The organism is Glycomyces sp. YM15 (assembly GCF_016918015.1).
Taxonomy (GTDB): domain Bacteria; phylum Actinomycetota; class Actinomycetes; order Mycobacteriales; family Micromonosporaceae; genus Glycomyces.
Window position 1 is genome coordinate 57,664 of record NZ_JAERMK010000005.1, and the last position, 15,451, is coordinate 73,114.

The following is a 15,451-nucleotide window of genomic DNA, read 5'->3' on the forward strand; positions in this document are numbered from 1 at the left end:
CACGTGACAGTTGTCGTGGGCAAGCAGGTCGTGCGGGTGAAGTTGCTGCCGACGCTCACCGCGACCACGCACGAGGTCACGGGGCCGTTGGACAAGATCACCGCGGTGGTCCAGGAGGTCCCGCAGGCGCGAGGCCCGGATCATGGCCGCGAATCCGGACTTTCCCGAGCTCGGTCGCCGTCGCCGACCAATCTGAAGGGACTGTACCTAATGGACAATCAAGCTGAAGTCGGTCGCTACGACCGGGGCCTGGAGATCCTGCGGCGCCTGGCGGGTGAGGACGAGCCCGCCGTGACGCGGGACTTCAACGACGTCGCGCCCGATTTGGGCCGCCTCACCGTGGAGTTCCCGTACGGGGACGTGTACCACCGCTCCGAGCTGGACCTGCGCGAGCGCCAGCTGGCGACGATCGGCGGCCTGACTGCACTCGGGTACGCGTTGCCGCAGTTGCGGTTCCACATCGCCGGGGCGCTCAACATCGGCTGCAGCAGGCGCGAGATCGTGGAGGCGATCATGCACCTGGCGTCCTACACGGGGTTCCCGGCGGTGCTCAACGCGATCACCGTCGCGAAGGAGGTCTTCGCGGCGCGGGACGACGACGAGCCGGGCTACGCCGACGCGGAGCCCGAGCCGGAGGGTTCGCGCTACGAGCGCGGATGGAAGGCCCTCTCGGAGATCGACGGGCACGCGGGCGAGGCGGTGATCGAGAACCTGAAGTCGATCGCGCCGGACCTGGGGCGGTACATCATCGAGTTCGCGTTCGGCGATCTCTACGTGCGCGGCGGCCTGGATCTGCGTTCGCGCGAGATCGTGACGATCGCCGCGTGCACGGCGCTCGGCAGTGCCCTGCCGCAGTTGAAGGTGCACATCCACGGTCTGCTCAATGTGGGCGGCAGTCGGGAGGAGGTCGTGGAGACGATCCTCCAGATGGCGGTGTACGCGGGGTTCCCGGCGGCGCTGAACGCCATGAACGCCGCGAAGGAGGTCTTCGCCGACCGCGACTGACCGCATGGCGAAGGCCGGTCCGCACGGGGACCGGCCTTCGCCGTGCTCAGGCCAGGAGCAGGAGCACGGCGATGACGGCCATGGTCGCGGCGGTGGCGAAGTGCACGCCGAAGGCCGTTGCGCGGGGTCCTTTGGCGCGCAGGACGATCAGGCCGTCGAAGAGTGGCATGACGGCGGCGGCGAGCATGGCCCAGCCGGCGAGCGAGGCGGTGCCGAGCAGGGTCACGACCAGGATCATGAGGCCGGTGCCGACGTCGCGTCCGCCTTTCACCGTGAGCCAGTGGTTGAGGACGGGGTCGTCGGCCGGGGTGCCGGGGATGCCGAAGGTGATGAAGAACTGGGGCTTGAGCATGCCGGTGGCGCCCATGGCGACGACGGCGAGGCCGATGAGTCCTGCGAGGGCGGTGGCGATGAGGTCGAGCATGGGGGTGGTTCCCTTCGGAAGTCGTGCCAAGAACTCTAGCAGTGCTAGATTCATGTTCAAGGATAGACTGATCCTCGACCGGAAATCTAGCAATGCTATACTTTTGTGGTGACTGCCACTGAACGCCGTGAACGGCAACGCGCCGAACGACACCAGCTGATCATCACCGCCGCGCGCGAACTCGCCGAGGCCGAAGGCTGGGAGGCCGTGACCACCCGCAAGCTCGCCGACAGAGTCGAGTACAGCCAACCGGTCCTCTACGGCCACTTCGCGAACATGGAGGCCATCCGCGACGCCGTCGCGATCGAGGGCATCGGCGAGATGGCCGCGCGCATGCGCGACGCCCGACTCGCCGCCCCCGAGGCGGAGGCCATCCGTTCGATCTGCACTTCGTACCTGGAGTTCGCGGCCGCGCATCCGGCCGCGTATCAGGCGATGTTCTCGCTTCCGACGCAAGTGAAGTGGGCCAGCGACGAGACCCCGGCTCCGCTGCGGGCCGCGTTCAACGAGATCGTGAGCGCTTTCGGGCCGTTCAACGACCGGAACGCGGCCCTCGCCGAACTCATCTGGGGCTCACTGCACGGCATGGCGGTCCTGCTGCGCAGCGGGCGGATTCCGCAGGAGGCGCAGGGACAGCGGCTCGACCTGCTGGTCGCGCTGTTCGCGAACGCCCCCGCGTAGCGATCGTCCCGCCGAGTGCCGTGCCGTTCGTATACTCGCGGGCATGGCATCCCGCATCAGCGAACTCGTCCTCAATTGCGAGGATCCCGAGCGTCTGGCCGCGTTCTGGAACGCGGTCCTCGATTACGTCGTACTCGACCGCGAGGACGACGGCAGCATCGAGATCGGCCCGGCCGACGTCGGCTTCGGCGGCCTCCAGCCGACGCTGATCCTCAGCCCCAGCACCGATCCGAAGCCCTCGAAGGTCCCGCTCCACATCGACGTCAACGCCGTCGACCGCGACCAGGACGCCGAGCTGGAGCGCCTGCTCGCCTTGGGCGCCAGACCCGCCGACGTCGGCCAGACCGGCGACGAGGACTGGCACGTGCTGCAGGACCCCGAAGGCAACGTGTTCTGCCTCCTCCACCGGAGGCTGGGGCCCGTCTAGGAGGTTCCGGCGCTGGTGGTCCAGAGTAGAACAACGTGGGCGGCTCGTACGCGATGGCGGCGCCCGCTCCCTGCCGGGCACCGCAGGACCTGCTACCTCGGCAACGAGGTCGGTCGTTCCACTTCGGATGAACGAATCGGGGACTTCCGCCGTGCTTCGACGACCACGGCGTGACACCCACATTGCCATCCGCGACTCGGTCGCTCCCCCGCGCCGCGCCTTACAGGTTGCCGGTGCTCCAGGTCAAACCGGGCAGCGACGGAGGAGTGGGTGGCGGGGCCGGCGGGGTGGCGCGCCTCGGGTCGGATTCGGTTGGGACGCAGTCGATCAGGCCGGGTGTGGCGTGTAGGAACGTGAATGGTTTCGCATCGTGTGGGTGATGACAGTCGGGGGCTGTATGGGGGACAATTGAGGTACGTACAGGGACAGGAAACTTGTACAGGTGTCGGGGTAGGTGTAAGCAGACTACGACAAGCCTCTGGCCGATCCGACAAACCGACTTGTTTCGAGGCGACGACCCCGCAAGCTGGGGTGCTCCTCCTCCGCTGGAGGCGTCCGATCTCACCCCCGTGCCATCGCCCGCAGCTGTCCGCGCCCCCGACGGGCCGTGACTGGGTGGACGATCCTAGTTGGGATCACCCCAACCAGAAGGCAGTGCCCCACACGGGGGCACCTGCGACACCAGCACGACCCGCCAGCGTCAGCGGTGAGGCCACACCGAGCGAATAGAGGACTCGGTACGGCGACACCGCAAGCACGTCCATGGCGAGCACCACCTCCGCCCCGGCAGCGCCGCGCCCGCAAGCCCACGCGCCTGCAGGACGGATCCCAGGAACGGCAAGCGATCCTCGGGAGGCGAACCCGCCACCGGCATCCACCGGGAGGCCGCACCACTGCCTCAGGGACGGTAGGCACCAGGACGCGTCCCCGGCAGGAACGGCGCGCGGCCAGGTGAAAGCTGAAGGGCCGGAACCGGAAGCCGAAGCAAGGTCAGCAGGGCCAGCAGGGCCAGCGAGGGAAGCAAGTAGAGCAGCGGGAAGGAGGCGACACAGGCGCATGAGGACCACGACCATGCACATGAACACGAGCACGAGCACGACCATGCTCACGAGCACGATCATGTCCGGGCCGATCCCGTCGACTGCCGGCTCCCGCGTCGCCGACCACCCGGTCACAGCGGCATCGGGCCGGATCCACCCGGCACGGCCAGCAGCGACCACCGGCCCCGCTTCGGCGACACACCGCCGGAGCCTCGCCCACCCTTCCCTCGCTGCCGGTTTGCGCCTCGCTCCAAAGACGACCCCGGCCCCGGAGACGGAGCCTTAGGTGCTACCCCGCGTTTCCGTCGCTGCCAGTTCGAACCCCGACCGAACCTCCGCCCGACCCCGAACACGGGGCCTCAAGTGATACCCCGCGTTCCTTTTGTCGCTGGATTGAACCCGGGCCGAATCTCCGCCAGGCCCCGGACACGCAGCCCGGCCCCAACCCCACCCAGCCCGACCGGAACCGACCACCGGCCCCACCCCGGCGGCACACCGCCGGAGCCTCGCCCGCCCTTTCCTCGCTGCCGGTTTGAGGCAGGGCCGAATCGCCGCCCGACCCCGGACACCGAGCGTCCGGCGCCACCCCGCACTCCCGTCGCCGCCAGCTGACCGCTCCCGGATCGCCGCCCCCGCTGTCCCGCCATCCAGATCGCGGCACCAACCGAGGCGCGCTGTACTCGACGATCCGCACGCGCGTGCCCCCGAATTCGCGGGTTCGCCGGGTCGCGACCCCTGCCTCGCCGGAGTGCTCGGTAGGGGCGAGCAGTTCCAGTCGGTGGTCCCTAAAGGCAGGTCGACCGGGTTCATCGCCTGAACGTAAGCGCTAAGGCTGGGAGCGGCATGCGTTTCCCACTGGTTGAATCCGTCTCGGCCCGCCGCCGTCTGCTGACGGCCGCACGGGAGCATGGGTGGCATGGAGACTGGTCAAGACGGCACGGTTACGGACGGCGAGGTCGAGATCCGCATCGCCCGGTCCGAGGAGTTCACCGCCGTCGCCGGTTTGCGGTGGCAGTGGGAGCTGGAAGTCGGCGTGACCCCGACCGTGGCGCGCGAGACCTTCGAGAAGGGCTTTGCCGAATGGGCGCGGCGGCATACCGATTCGCACCGCTGCATCGTGGCGTGCCGCAACGGGATCGTCATCGGCATGGCCTGGCTGGCGGTCATCGAGCGGGTGCCGACTCCTGACAGCATGGCGCGCGCGACCGGCGACCTGCAGTCCGTCTACCTGGTCCCCGAGGCACGCAACGGCGGTCTCGGCGGTCGGCTCATCGCCGCGGCGCTCGATGAGGCGCGGGCACTGGGGCTGCCGAAGGTCACCGTGCAGTCGACCACCCGGGCCGTGCCCGTCTACTCCCGCAACGGCTTCGCCGCCACGCCGAAAGTGCTGCAGGCCGAGCTCTAGGAGCTCAGCGGAAGTCGTCGGCGTGGGCTTCGGCCCACTGCTCGAACGTGCGCGCCGGGCGGCCGAGGACCTCCTCGACCGTGTGGAGCACCAGGGACTCGTCGAGCGAGCCGTCCACGTAGAAGTCCCAGAAGGCGTGCACGTACTTCTCGGGCATGGTCGCTTCGAGTTGCGCCCGGGTCTCCTCCAATGTCAGGCCTTCGAAGCGGAGCGGGCGGTCGAGGACGCGGCCGATGATGTCGAGCTGCTCGGCGGGGAGCATCGCGCGGGGGCCGGTGAGCCGGTGGACGGCTCCGTCGTGGGCGTCGTCGGTCATCGCGGCGACCGCCACCGCGGCGATGTCGGCCGCGTCGATGCAGGCGACCGGGAGGTCGCCCCAAGGCGCGCGGACCAGGTCGCCGGTTCGGAGTTCGGGCAGCCAGCGGAGGGTGTTCGACATGAACGCACTGGGGCGCAGGACGGTCCACGCGATGCCCGATTCGCGTGCGGCGGCCTCGGAGCCCTCCATCATCGCCGTGACCGCGTTCGACGTGTCGCCGGTCCCGGCCGAGCCGCCCGAGAGCTGGACGGCGCGCTTCACGCCCGCATCCCGGAGCCGCTCGTAGAGCGCGGGCATGTCGGGGTAGCCGGGCAGCATGAATGCCGCTTCGACCCCATCGAGCCAGGGCCCAAGGGAATCCGGGTCGTCGAGGTCGGCCACGGCGGCCGTGGCGCCGTCGGGCAGCTGCGCGCGGCTAGCGTCGCGGACCAGTGCCCGCACGGGCAGGCCCTGTTCCGTCAAGGCCTCGACGACTGCTCCACCGACGTTTCCGGTCGCTCCCGCAACGAAGTACATGGCGCGATCCTAGCGCGGGAGCCGTTGCGGCCCAACTCAAACGCCGAGGTAGGCGGCGCGGACCACGTCGTCCGCGAGGGTCTCGCTGCCCGAACCGGTGATGGTGACGCGGCCCTGCTGCATCACGAAGGCGGTGTCGGCCTGGGCGAGGACGCCCGCGTTCTGCTCGACCATGAGGACGGTGACGCCGCGCTCGTTGATGAGCTGCACCGCCGCGAAGACCTGCTCGGTGAGCTTGGGCGACAGGCCGAGTGAGGCCTCATCGATGAGGAGCAGCCGCGGGGAGCTCATCATGCCGCGGCCGATGGCGAGCATCTGCTGCTCGCCGCCCGAGAGGGTGCCAGCCGTCTGGTCGGCGCGCTCCTGGAGGCGCGGGAAGATCTGGTAGACCTCCAGCAGGTTGCGGTGCGCCCGGCGGGCGTCGCGGCGGATCGTCCACGCGCCCAGGCGCAGGTTCTGCTTCACGGTGAGGGCCGGGAACACATGGCGCCCTTCGGGAACCAGGACGATGCCGGCCCGGACCCGCGCACCCGGCGAGCCCGTGAGCGGCTTGCCGTCGTAGCGGATCTCGCCGCTCGTGGCCGGAAGCAGTCCGGCGAGGGTCATGAGTGTGGTGCTCTTCCCGGCCCCGTTGAGCCCCAGCAGGACCGCGTTGGCGCCCTCGTCGACGCTGAGGCTCACGCCGTGGAGGACGGGCACGGACCCGTACCCAGCGCGCAGGTTCTCGACCTCAAGCAGTGCCATTGGGGGCTCCTTCGGGCTGCAGCGGCCACTCGGGCGGTTCGGTCGGCTCCGCCGCGCCGCCGAGGTAGGCGGCGATGACCTCGGGGTGGCGTTGGATCGCGGCGGGCTCGCCCTCGGTGAGGAGTTCGCCGAAGTTGAGCACGTAGACGTAGTCGCAGACCTCGGCGACGAGCGGCACGTGGTGCTCGATCATGAGGATGGTGAGCTTCAGGCGGTCGCGCAGTTCCCGGAGCGTGCCGGCGAGACCGAGGGCCTCCTCCGGGCTGAGGCCCGACGCGGGCTCGTCGAGCAGGAGCATCTTCGGGTCGGAGGCGAGGGCCATCGCCATGTCGCAGGTCTTGCGGACCCCGTAGGGCAATGCGCCGGTGCGCTCGTCCGCGACCTCTTCGAGCCCGAAGTACTCGATGATCTCGGCGGCGTCGCGCCGCAGTTCGCGCTCGCGGTGCCAGGTCCCGGCGAGGCCGAGCATCCCGGCGAGCGCCGAGTACCCGGCCCGCTGGTGCTGGGCGAGCATGACGTTCTCGGTGACGGTGAGCGCGTCGATCACGCCGAGGTTCTGCCAGGTGCGGGCCATGCCGAGGCGCGCGCGGCGGTGGGTCGGCAGGTGCGAGACGTCCCGCCCGTCGAAGAAGACCCGGCCGCCCTGGGGCTGGTAGATCCCGGTGAGGCAGTTGAAGCACGAGGTCTTGCCGGCGCCGTTGGGTCCGATGAGGCCGACGATCTGGCCTTCCCGGACCGAGAGCGAGAGGTCGTTCAGGACCTGGAGGCCGCCGAAGCGGAGCATCAGGCCCTCGACCTTGAGGAGCTGGCGGCGCTTCACGATTGCCTCTTTCCGGAGAGCCAGGCCGTCGCCGGGCGGAGCAGTTGGCCGAAGCCGCCCGGGAAGCACCGCAGCACGATCAGGAGCATCACGACCACGATGAACGGCGGTAGTACGTGATAAACCGCCTCGTTGAGGAACGGCGGCTGCCACGGCAGGCTCGACAGGAAGTTGGGGAGCGTCAAGGGCAGCAGCGCGAAGAAGGCGGAGGCGAGGATGACGCCGAGGCGGGAGCGGAGGCCGCCGACGACGGTCATCAGCACCCACACGAGCGCCACCTGGAACTCGAAGTCCATGGCCTGCACGATCTGGTTCCAGTGGGCGAACAGGCCGCCCGCGAGCCCGGCGATCAGGCCGGAGAGGCTGAACGCGGCGAGCTTGTAGCCGGTGACGTTGACGCCCAAAGTGGAGGCGATGCGCTCGTCGTTGCGCACGGCAGCGAGCGCCCGCCCGGTCTTGGTCGAGACGATCCGCCAGTCGAGGTACAGGACGAGCCCGAGCACCCCGAGGCACAGCGGCGCGAACGCGTGGTCCGAGGCGAGGACCGCGGGCCGGGGCGCGAACGCGCCCGCTCCCCCGCCGGTGAATTCGCGCCAGTTGAAGATCGTGGTCTCGGCGGTGAGCCCGAACGCGAGCGTCACCAGCGCGAGGTAGAGGCCGGTGACGCGCAGCGCGACCAGGCCGATGACGACGGCGGTGAACGCCCCGGCCACGCCCGCGGCGGCGAGGCCGAAGCCGAGCGGCGCGCCGAGGCGGGAGGCCATGAACGCGGCCGCGAACGCCCCGATGCCGACGAACGCCTGGTGGCCCAGGGAGATCTGGCCGGCGTGTCCGGTGAGCGTGTTGATCGAGAGGCCGATGACGGCGTAGATCGCGGCGCGGCTGATCCGCTGCGCCCACACGTCGCCGCCCAGCAGCAGCGGGAGCGCGGCGAGCGCGAGCAGGGCGATGACGACGGTGACGCGGAGGGCGAGGCCGAAGCGGCGCTGGACTTTCACTCGGGTCAGGACCATGGTCGCAGTGGCCATCTACGCCTCCTTCCCCAGTAGTCCTTGGGGTCTGATGAGGAGCACCAGCATCAGGAGGGCGAAGACGCCGAGTTCGGCGGCTCCCGGGACTTTCAGCTGCTGTCCCAGGTAGTAGATGCCGAGGTTCTGGACGACGCCGATCGCGAGGCCGCCGATGAACGCGCCGGGCAGGCTCGTCATGCCGCCGAGCACGGCCGCCGCGAAGGCGGGCACGAGCATCGTGAGGGTCATGAATCCGGGGGTGAAGATCCCGACGGGCGCGTACAGCAGCCCGGCGATGCCGCCGAGGAGTGCGGCCATGCCCCACACGAGCCGGGAGACGGCCACCGGGCTGATGCCCACGACCTGCGCGGCGCGTGTGTCCTGTGAGGACGCGAGAACCGCGAGTCCCATGTCGGTCTTGAAGAACCATGCCATCGCCGCCGCGAGGACCGCGAGCACCGCCATCAGGATCAGCTGCTGCGGCAGGATGCCGGCGCCGAGGATGTTCACGCCGCCTCCCGCGATGAGCGGCGGCATCACCCGCGGGATCGGCTGGCCCAGCAGGACGATGATCGCGATCGTGAAGAGCGCGACGCCGACCAGGGCGACGAGCATGATCGTCCGCGAGGAGGATTCCAGGGGCCGGACGATGACGCGTTCGACGATGAGGCCCATGGCCACCGCCGCGGCGAGGCCGCCGACGACGCCGACCCAGTAGGGCAGGCCGGCACCGACGACGATCGCGAAGGCCGTGAACGCGGCGACGCCGCCGAATTCGCCCTGGGCGAAGTTGAAGACGCGTTTGGCCTTGTAGACCAGGACGATGCCGACGGCCAGGAGGCCGTAGACCGCTCCTTGGAAGAGACCCAGTGCGAGAAAGGCGCCCATGCGTCAGAACCCGCTCACGAAGGCGAAGTCGGTCTCGTAGTGGCCGCCGCCGGAGCAGACGTTGCGGAGCACGCTCACCTGCGTGGCGCCGAACGGGCCGTTCGCGTAGTTCAGATCGGGGAAGACCCCGGTCGAGAACTTCTGTCCCGCGACGGCGTCCATGAACGCGCCCCGGTCAAGGCCCTCGCCCGCCCGTTCCAGCATCTGATGGAGCACTTTGGACTGTCCCCACATCATCCAGGTGACGTCGTCGGCTTCGATCCCGGCCGCGTCGACCGCCGCGAGGAAGTCCGGGTCGTACTCGCCCGCGTCGGCGAACGCCGGGGTCGGGTTGAAGAACCGCGCGCCCTCGGTCGAGCTCGCGGCGCTGCAGCCGGTGCTGGCGACCTGGTCGAGGCCCATGCTCACGCCCACCCCCGCGAACTGGGGGCGGCAGCCGGAGGCGGCGGCCATCTCCAGGTAGAAGGTGGGGCTGGTGAGCACGAAGACCACGTCGTAGTTCTTCACGGTGCCCGTGCAGAGGTTCCCGGCGGCGGAGGAGCCGCGCTCGTTCTTGTCGGGCCGGAAGACGTCCACGCCGTCGAACGCGCCGGTGAAGCCCTCGACCGCGTCGTCGAAGTTCGGCGTGTTCGTCACGACCGCGGCCACTTTGGACGCGTCGGTGACGCCGAGCTCGTTCTTGATGTAGGCGGCGAGCATCGGGGCCTGCTGCCTGTAGGTCATCGAGGCCGCGAAGTAGGTGTCGAGCGAGCCCATGCCGGTCTCGGTGACCCCTGTGGACAGATAGGGGACGTCTTCGCTCGCGGCGTACTGGGCGCAGGCCTGGATCTGGTCCGTGCCGCCGGCGCCGATGAGCGCGAACGCCTGCTGTTCCTCGGCCATCGTCTGGCAGACCTGCCGGGCGGTGGAGGGCCGGTACTGGTCGTCGGCGAACACCGTCTCGACGGTGCGGCCGTGGATCTGGACCGGCTTGCCGCCGTTCCCGTACTGCCAGTAGAGGTCTTTGCCCGTGGCGAAGGACTCCTGCTTGAGCGGGGCCGCGCCCGTGAGGGGCGCGTGGATGCCGATGGTGATGGTGTCGGCGGTGACGCCGGTGGTGTCGCCGTTCCCGGCGTTCCCGTTGTCGTTGCCGCCGCCTCCCCCGCCGCCACCGCCGCCGGAGGCGTCGTCGCTCCCGCCGCCGTCGCCGGAGGATTCGGTGCCGTCGCCTCCCGTGGCGCCGCCGTCGGCGCTGCCGCCTTCGGAGCCGCCGAGTCCCTCGTTCTCGCCGCCTTGGGCCACGAAGTCGTCGTGCACGCCTTCGAACTGGCCGCACGCGGGCAGCACGAGCAGCGCGCCCGCCAAGAGCGCCAGGACGGTCCGGCTGCGCTTCGAAAGACTGCGGCGAGGAGGACCGAGCCTCATGAGCGGCCCCCGCGTCCGGTGAGCCGCTGCCACAGGCCGGCCGGAACCGGCAGGGCCCAGCCGCGCTTGTCGAGGTTGTGGGCGCGGATGCGGTCGATCGCCCCGCCGCCGCCCGCCGCGGCGCCGGAGGCGCCCATCACGGAGTGCAGGAGGTAGGCGCCGACGATCCCGGCCGGGATGAGCGTCCACACGTACCAGGGCGCCTTGGGTTCGAGGGGTTCGTACGCGGCCGGGGCCATCGCCGCTTCCGAGGCGGACTCCTCGGGGGCGGGCTCGTCGGAGCCGCCGCCGGAGCCACCGCCGCCGCCCGAACCGCCGCCGCTCCCTCCGGAGCCGCCGCCCCCGATCACGTCGCCGCCCGGGTCGGTCGCGCCGTCCTCGGGCGTCTCGCCGGGCGTGTACGCGAAGGTCGCGGCGAGCCGGTACGCGGTGGCGTCGTACTCGTTCACGGGCGTCTGGGGGTCGTCGCGAAGCGGCAGTTTGAGGTTCACCTGCCAGGTGTCGACAGGGGTGGCCTCGTCCATCACGGGCATGAACATGACGCCGTGGTTCGCGAACGGGTCCCGGCCCCAGTCCTTCGCGAGCTCGGTGAGGTCGAACGTCCAGGTGGGCAGCGGGACTTCGACGACCGGGGCCTCCTCGCCGCCGCCCTCGACCGCTTCCTGCGCGGAGGCGAGCAGCGCCTCGGCGTCGGCGACCTCCTGCGGGTCGGGCTCGGAGCGCTCGCCGACCACGCAGCCGTCGCCGACGGGCGGCTGGACGTCCCACATCTCGGCCTCACCGCCGGACCATGCCTCGGTGATCGGGCAGGCCTGGACGAGCTTGCCCGTGGGGTTGAAGGTGGGCGAGTCGCCCGCGTCGTCGCCCTCGGCCACGGTGAGCTTGAAGTCGGTGATGGTGGAGCCCTCGGTGACACCGCGTTCGGCGAGGTTGAAGGAGAGTGCCGCGACCTTCGTGTTCTCGCCGAGCTCGACGGCGACGGGCATCGTCGTCGCCGACTGCGGGTTGGGCCATTCGACCTGCTGCGAAACCGAGCCGAGCTCGAGGGTCTCGTCGATCTGACGGCTCCAGTACCAGGAGACGCCGTCGACGCCGTAATCGAAGTTCAGTTCCTCGCCTCCGGCATCGTCCTGCGCGGCGGCCGGGGAGGGCCAAGAGAGGACGGCGACAACCATTGCAGCACTGGCATAAAGCGGCATCGAACGCTTGGAGCGGTGTCGGGGGATCATAGGGGGCACTCCCGAGACGGTGTCTTGCAGACCTCGGCCTGCGTCATGTCATTGATGGGTTTAGATACACACCATAGGTCAAAGTGACGGTCGTCTCTACCCGTGAGTAGCAAGAATTTCGGGAGCAGCCGGGGCAAAGCGCTCCCATTCCGGCGACGCGAAAAGGGGCCCACCGCAGCTGCGGTGGGCCCCTTGAAGAACCGTTCGAGGATTTACTCCTCGGTCTGCTCCTCTTCGGCTTCCTCGGCCTCGGCCTCGGCGGCCTTGCGGCCCGGGAAGAGGTCTTCCTCGGTCAGCTCGGTGCCGGAGGCGTCGGAGATCGAGGCCTCCTTGACGACCTCTTCGAGGGCGAGCTGCTGACGCAGCGAAGCGGCGATCTGCTGGAGGCCGCCGTTCGTGCGCAGCTCGTCGACGAACTTCTGGAACTGGTCCTGCGGGACGCCGCGCTGCTGGGCCTGGCGGACGACCTCAGCGGTCATGAGCTCGCCGGAGACCTCGAGCTCGCGCTCGCGGGCGATCTTGCCGAGGATGATCGACTGGCGGAGGCGGGCCTCCGAGTCGGCGACCATGTCGGCCTTGAACTCGTCCTCGGACTTGCCCATCATCTCGAGGTACTGCTCGAACTGCGCGAGCGCCTCGGCGGTCTCGCCGTCGTGGCCGCCCTTCATGTGCATGATCTCGTGCTCGACGTCCTCGGCGACGACCTTCTCCGGCAGCGGCAGCTCGACGGCCTCGACGAGGGCCTCGAGGGTCTTCTGACGGGCCTCGTTGGCCTTGCCGGTGCGGGCCTGGTTCTCCAGGCGCTCGCGGGTCGAGTCGCGCAGCTCGGCGAGGGTGTCGAACTGGCTGGCCATCTCGGCGAAGTCGTCGTCCAGCTCGGGGAGCTCGCGCTCCTTGACCTGGGTGACCTTGACCTCGACGTCGGCGGTCTCGCCCTCCTGCTCACCCGCGAGGGTGGACTGGATGGTCTTCTCGTCGCCCGCGGACATGCCGATGAGGGCCTCGTCCAGGCCGTCGAGCAGGTTGCCCGAGCCGACCTCGTGGCTCATGCCGGTGACGGAGCCGCCCTCGACCTCTTCGCCGTTCTGGGTGGCGCGCAGGTCGATGACGACGAAGTCGCCCTCGGCCGCGGCGCGCTCGACGGTCTTCAGCGACGAGAAGCGCAGACGCTGGGACTCGAGGTCCTTGTCGACGTCCTCTTCACTGATGCCCTCGGCCTCGACCGTGACCTTCAGCGAGGCGAAGTCGGGGAGCTCGAACGCGGGGGTCACGTCGGTCTCGACCACGAACTCGAACGGCTTGCCCTCCTCGATCGGCTTGACCTCGGTCAGCTCGGGGCGGCCGAGCGCGTTCACGTCGTTCTCGGTGACGGCCTTGTTGAGGTTCGCCTGCACGGCCGGGTCCATCGCCTGCGCGTAGACCGACTCGCGGCCGATGCGCTGGTCGATGACCTGGCGGGGCGCCTTGCCGGGACGGAACCCGGGGACGCGGACCTGCTGCCCGACCGTCTTGTACGCCTCGTTGATGAACGGCGCCAGCTCCTCGAACGGCACCTCGACCGACAGCCGCACCCTGGTCGGGCTCAGGGTCTCGACAGTGCTCTTCACAGACGTACTCCTAGATCATTTCGCTCAATTGCCTTGCGACATTGACTTGCGTCGGGGCGAGGGGTTGCCATGGCCGCATCGGTCCGCCGGCAGCGCAGCATCGACCCCCGCTCCGATCGAGTCTAGGCCGCCGCACCGTCGCGGCCCCGGCGGGTGTGGTCGATATCGCCGCTCGTCACCTGTTGAGGGGACGGCGGCCGGGCCGACCGGTCGACGCCGAGATCGCCTAGACTACGCCCTGCAATCGTTCTCAGGACGAGTCGGACGGCCCGGCATCCGGCGCGATCGCACGACACCCCGCCCCGAACAGGAGTGAACGCCGTGGTTTCACCCGCAATCCTCGTCTTCACCAAGACGACCGGCTTCCGGCACGACTCGATCCCGGCCGGCGTCGCAGCGGTCGAGCGGATCGCGGCCGAACTGGGCTTCGCGACCGAGCACACCGAGGACGCGGGCGTGCACAACCCGCTCGACCTCGCCCGCTTCGCCGCCGTCGTCTGGCTCTCCCCCTCCGGCGACGTCCTCGACGAGCTCGAACGCGCCGCCCTGGCCGACTTCGTGACCGGCGGCGGCGGCTGGTGCGGCGTCCACGCCGCCTCCACCGCCGAACGCTCCTGGCCGTTCTTCCGCGAACTCGTGGGCGCCCGCTTCATCGGCCACCCGCCGGGGTGCACCCCCGGCGTGATCGACGTCGTCGACCAGTCGCACCCTTCCACCGAGCACCTGCCGAAGCGCTGGTCCTGGACCGACGAGTGGTACAGCTTCGACGAGCGGCCGAAGGGTTTCGAGATCCTCCTCGAGGCCGACGAGGACACGTACGACACCGCCGACCTCGCCATGGGCGATCCCCACCCGATCGCGTGGCACCGCCGCTTGGAACTGGGCCGGTGCTTCTACACCGCGCTGGGCCACGCCGACGAGGCCTACGCGGACGAGACCTTCCTGGCCCACCTCGGAGGCGGCCTCCGCAGCGTCCTCCCGCCCGCCTGAACCGCGGCTCGTATGCTGTCTGTCCGACACCCGGGAGGCAGCTCATGGGCACCGCGCGCGTCCTCGTCACCGACATCGGCTCGGTCCTGTTCGACTTCGACCCCGAACACCGGCTCGACCTCCTCGCCGCACGGACCGGGCACCCGCGGGACGAGCTCCACCGCGACCTGTTCGCGTCGGGGTTCGAGACCCGATGCGAGGCGGGCGAGTTCACGGCGGAGGAGATCCGCGCCGAGGTGGCCGAGCGCACCGGCTTCGACGGGGGCCTCGAGGAGCTCAGCGAGCTGTGGACTTCGGCGTTCACGCTGAACCGCGACGTCCTGGAGCGATTGGTCGCGACCGGCCTGCCGCTGGCGATCTTCTCGAACAACGGCCCGCTCTTCGCCGATTTCTTCGACGCGCGCCACCCCGAGGCGGCCCGCTGGTTCCGCCACCGCTACTTCGCCTGCCGGCTCAAGGCCCGAAAACCCGATGACGCCGCCTTCGCGGCCGTCGAACGCGGCTTGAAAGCGGCCCTCGACGCGGATCCGCACGACCTGCTCTTCATCGACGACAAGCGCGAGAACACCGCCAAAGGCGCCGCCCGCGGCTGGCAGGTCCACACCTACGCGAACCCGGACGCCCTGGAAGCGGCCATCGCGGCGGGAACCTGACACCATGCGCTACACTCGTCTGCGTCCGCTTCGGCGGGCCAGTGCGGGTGTAGCTCAATGGTAGAGTCTCAGTCTTCCAAACTGATTGCGCGGGTTCGATTCCCGTCACCCGCTCAGAGTGCGAGAGCCCCGGCCGGTCGGCCGGGGCTCTCGGCGTTCACGGACCGATCGCGGCCGGGCCGGCACCCGCGGCGGGAGCCCTGGAGGGCCGGGGCGCGGCGGCGTCCCGACCCGAACGCGTCACAGGTCGCCGCCTTGAACTGAACGATCATCGCGGCCGCTTGATACG

15 protein-coding genes and 1 tRNA gene are annotated in these 15,451 nt (G+C 69.9%); 7 read left to right on the forward strand and 9 right to left on the reverse strand.

The window, feature by feature from the left end; all coding sequences use genetic code 11:
- Positions 1 to 210: 210 nt before the first annotated feature.
- Positions 211 to 1,005 (forward strand): carboxymuconolactone decarboxylase family protein, encoded by a 795-nt coding sequence (locus tag JHY01_RS07255; protein WP_205324950.1) that lies wholly within the window; start codon positions 211 to 213, stop codon positions 1,003 to 1,005.
- Between the two features lie 46 nt (positions 1,006 to 1,051).
- Here the strand turns inward: JHY01_RS07255 and JHY01_RS07260 are convergent, their stop codons facing one another.
- Positions 1,052 to 1,429 (reverse strand): DUF4267 domain-containing protein, encoded by a 378-nt coding sequence (locus JHY01_RS07260; RefSeq protein WP_205324951.1) that lies wholly within the window; start codon positions 1,427 to 1,429, stop codon positions 1,052 to 1,054.
- A gap of 108 nt (positions 1,430 to 1,537) precedes the next feature.
- Between JHY01_RS07260 and JHY01_RS07265 the strand changes: the two genes are divergently transcribed.
- The 3 genes from JHY01_RS07265 (at position 1,538) to JHY01_RS07275 (ending at position 4,982) form a co-directional block, all read left to right on the forward strand.
- On the forward strand, positions 1,538 to 2,110 hold the full coding sequence (locus JHY01_RS07265; RefSeq protein ID WP_205324952.1) for a TetR/AcrR family transcriptional regulator: 573 nt from the start codon (positions 1,538 to 1,540) through the stop codon (positions 2,108 to 2,110).
- A gap of 43 nt (positions 2,111 to 2,153) precedes the next feature.
- Positions 2,154 to 2,537, forward strand: a complete 384-nt coding sequence (locus JHY01_RS07270) for a VOC family protein (RefSeq protein WP_205324953.1) — start codon at positions 2,154 to 2,156, stop codon at positions 2,535 to 2,537.
- Between the two features lie 1,956 nt (positions 2,538 to 4,493).
- On the forward strand, positions 4,494 to 4,982 hold the full coding sequence (locus JHY01_RS07275; protein ID WP_205324954.1) for a GNAT family N-acetyltransferase: 489 nt from the start codon (positions 4,494 to 4,496) through the stop codon (positions 4,980 to 4,982).
- A 4-nt stretch (positions 4,983 to 4,986) separates the two neighbouring features.
- Here JHY01_RS07275 and JHY01_RS07280 read toward each other — a convergent pair whose 3' ends face one another.
- The 8 genes from JHY01_RS07280 to tig form a co-directional block, all read right to left on the reverse strand.
- Positions 4,987 to 5,817 carry an NAD(P)H-binding protein gene (locus JHY01_RS07280; RefSeq protein ID WP_205324955.1) on the reverse strand — a complete coding sequence of 277 codons (831 nt, stop codon included), beginning with the start codon at positions 5,815 to 5,817 and terminating at the stop codon, positions 4,987 to 4,989.
- Between the two features lie 36 nt (positions 5,818 to 5,853).
- Positions 5,854 to 6,561: an ABC transporter ATP-binding protein gene (locus JHY01_RS07285; RefSeq protein ID WP_240192505.1), complete on the reverse strand. Its 708-nt coding sequence runs from the start codon at positions 6,559 to 6,561 to the stop codon at positions 5,854 to 5,856.
- On the reverse strand, positions 6,548 to 7,381 hold the full coding sequence (locus tag JHY01_RS07290; protein ID WP_205324956.1) for an ABC transporter ATP-binding protein: 834 nt from the start codon (positions 7,379 to 7,381) through the stop codon (positions 6,548 to 6,550). The genes JHY01_RS07285 and JHY01_RS07290 overlap by 14 nt, the downstream gene beginning before the upstream one ends.
- The gene (locus JHY01_RS07295; RefSeq protein ID WP_205324957.1) at positions 7,378 to 8,409 is read right to left on the reverse strand and encodes a branched-chain amino acid ABC transporter permease; all 1,032 of its coding nucleotides are present in this window, start codon (positions 8,407 to 8,409) and stop codon (positions 7,378 to 7,380) included. The genes JHY01_RS07290 and JHY01_RS07295 overlap by 4 nt, the downstream gene beginning before the upstream one ends.
- Complete coding sequence (locus JHY01_RS07300) at positions 8,410 to 9,279, reverse strand: branched-chain amino acid ABC transporter permease (RefSeq protein ID WP_205324958.1); 870 nt, start codon at positions 9,277 to 9,279, stop codon at positions 8,410 to 8,412. It lies immediately after the preceding gene.
- A gap of 3 nt (positions 9,280 to 9,282) precedes the next feature.
- Entirely contained in the window at positions 9,283 to 10,683 is a 1,401-nt protein-coding gene (locus JHY01_RS07305) for an ABC transporter substrate-binding protein (protein ID WP_205324959.1), read from the reverse strand.
- The gene (locus JHY01_RS07310; protein ID WP_205324960.1) at positions 10,680 to 11,858 is read right to left on the reverse strand and encodes a hypothetical protein; all 1,179 of its coding nucleotides are present in this window, start codon (positions 11,856 to 11,858) and stop codon (positions 10,680 to 10,682) included. The genes JHY01_RS07305 and JHY01_RS07310 overlap by 4 nt, the downstream gene beginning before the upstream one ends.
- 266 nt (positions 11,859 to 12,124) lie before the next feature.
- Positions 12,125 to 13,519, reverse strand: a complete 1,395-nt coding sequence (gene tig, locus JHY01_RS07315; protein WP_205324961.1) for a trigger factor — start codon at positions 13,517 to 13,519, stop codon at positions 12,125 to 12,127.
- A 321-nt stretch (positions 13,520 to 13,840) separates the two neighbouring features.
- Between tig and JHY01_RS07320 the strand changes: the two genes are divergently transcribed.
- From JHY01_RS07320 to JHY01_RS07330, 3 genes are all read left to right on the forward strand, one after another.
- Positions 13,841 to 14,509: a ThuA domain-containing protein gene (locus JHY01_RS07320; RefSeq protein WP_205324962.1), complete on the forward strand. Its 669-nt coding sequence runs from the start codon at positions 13,841 to 13,843 to the stop codon at positions 14,507 to 14,509.
- A gap of 44 nt (positions 14,510 to 14,553) precedes the next feature.
- Entirely contained in the window at positions 14,554 to 15,162 is a 609-nt protein-coding gene (locus JHY01_RS07325) for a hypothetical protein (protein WP_205324963.1), read from the forward strand.
- 43 nt (positions 15,163 to 15,205) lie between these two features.
- A tRNA-Gly gene (locus JHY01_RS07330) sits at positions 15,206 to 15,276 on the forward strand.
- Positions 15,277 to 15,451: the final 175 nt, after the last annotated feature.

What these genes read in the sequence shown, in the direction of transcription:
- JHY01_RS07255 (WP_205324950.1), top strand. Translation starts at nt 211, where the DNA reads ATGGACAATCAAGCTGAAGTCGGTCGCTACGACCGGGGCCTGGAGATC.
- JHY01_RS07280 (WP_205324955.1), bottom strand. Translation starts at nt 5,817, where the DNA reads ATGTACTTCGTTGCGGGAGCGACCGGAAACGTCGGTGGAGCAGTCGTC.
- JHY01_RS07310 (WP_205324960.1), bottom strand. Translation starts at nt 11,858, where the DNA reads ATGGTTGTCGCCGTCCTCTCTTGGCCCTCCCCGGCCGCCGCGCAGGAC.
- JHY01_RS07275 (WP_205324954.1), top strand. Translation starts at nt 4,494, where the DNA reads ATGGAGACTGGTCAAGACGGCACGGTTACGGACGGCGAGGTCGAGATC.
- JHY01_RS07305 (WP_205324959.1), bottom strand. Translation starts at nt 10,683, where the DNA reads ATGAGGCTCGGTCCTCCTCGCCGCAGTCTTTCGAAGCGCAGCCGGACC.
- JHY01_RS07300 (WP_205324958.1), bottom strand. Translation starts at nt 9,279, where the DNA reads ATGGGCGCCTTTCTCGCACTGGGTCTCTTCCAAGGAGCGGTCTACGGC.
- JHY01_RS07325 (WP_205324963.1), top strand. Translation starts at nt 14,554, where the DNA reads ATGGGCACCGCGCGCGTCCTCGTCACCGACATCGGCTCGGTCCTGTTC.
- JHY01_RS07285 (WP_240192505.1), bottom strand. Translation starts at nt 6,561, where the DNA reads ATGGCACTGCTTGAGGTCGAGAACCTGCGCGCTGGGTACGGGTCCGTG.
- JHY01_RS07260 (WP_205324951.1), bottom strand. Translation starts at nt 1,429, where the DNA reads ATGCTCGACCTCATCGCCACCGCCCTCGCAGGACTCATCGGCCTCGCC.
- JHY01_RS07270 (WP_205324953.1), top strand. Translation starts at nt 2,154, where the DNA reads ATGGCATCCCGCATCAGCGAACTCGTCCTCAATTGCGAGGATCCCGAG.
- JHY01_RS07295 (WP_205324957.1), bottom strand. Translation starts at nt 8,409, where the DNA reads ATGGCCACTGCGACCATGGTCCTGACCCGAGTGAAAGTCCAGCGCCGC.